The organism is Mesorhizobium sp. M7A.F.Ca.CA.001.10.2.1, assembly GCF_003998575.1.
GTDB lineage: Bacteria > Pseudomonadota > Alphaproteobacteria > Rhizobiales > Rhizobiaceae > Mesorhizobium.
Genome location: NZ_RZQY01001216.1, coordinates 1 through 726, shown reverse-complemented (window position 1 = coordinate 726; position 726 = coordinate 1). Strand labels below are relative to the sequence as shown.

General features: G+C 62.3%; 2 protein-coding genes. Both read right to left on the bottom strand.

Annotated features, from left to right (window positions below; all coding sequences use genetic code 11):
• A partial coding sequence (locus EN964_RS36230) for an iron chelate uptake ABC transporter family permease subunit (RefSeq protein ID WP_206528839.1) occupies positions 1-231 on the bottom strand: 231 nt, incomplete at its 3' end.
• Positions 232-366: 135 nt separating this feature from the next.
• Positions 367-726, bottom strand: a 360-nt coding sequence (locus EN964_RS36225; RefSeq protein WP_164776549.1) for an ABC transporter substrate-binding protein, incomplete at its 5' end; no start/stop codon positions are given.

Here is a 726-nt window from a genome sequence, read left to right as displayed (position 1 = left end):
CTGCAGCAGCGCACCGACGACGCCGAGACCGGCCCCGACGCAGATGGCCAGGATCGTGCGCGGCAGCCGCAGGTCGACGACGATCTTGCCTACCGGCCCGGACACGTCGTGCCCGCTGAAGCCAATCGCACGGCCAAGCGAGGCAACGACGTCGGCCAACGGAATCAACGTCGAGCCATAGGCGATCGACAGCAGAGCGAGAGCGGCGATCGCCGCCGCTCCCACCAGCATGGCCAGTGCGAATGCCGGATGGCGCAAACCTGGAAATGCGTCGTGTCTGTCAGGACGCGTGCGACGCACTTCCAGGATCTTTTGCTCATGCATGTCGTTGCCCCAAAACCGCTGCGCACTTTTGGGCGACAGGCATCAAAACGCTTCCGGATGCATGGCCTTGGCGATTTTGTCGATCGCTTCGATATTGGCGGGTCCGGGTGTCAGTTCGGCATAGCGCAGGGCGACGAAGCGCTCGTTCTTGACCGCGTCCGTTTCTTTCATCGCCGGGTGGGACTTCAGGAAATCAAGCAGTTTCCTGTAGCCGCCGCCGTCCTGGTAATCGAGCAGGATGAGGAATTGCGGATTGCGCGACGCCACCGTTTCCCAGTCCGTGTTGCCCCAGCTGGTCTCCATGTCGCCCATGATGTTGTCGCCGCCGGCGGCTGATATCATGGCGCTGGGGATGGCGAACTTGCCTGCTGTGAACGGTTTGTCCTCGCCGGAATCATAGAG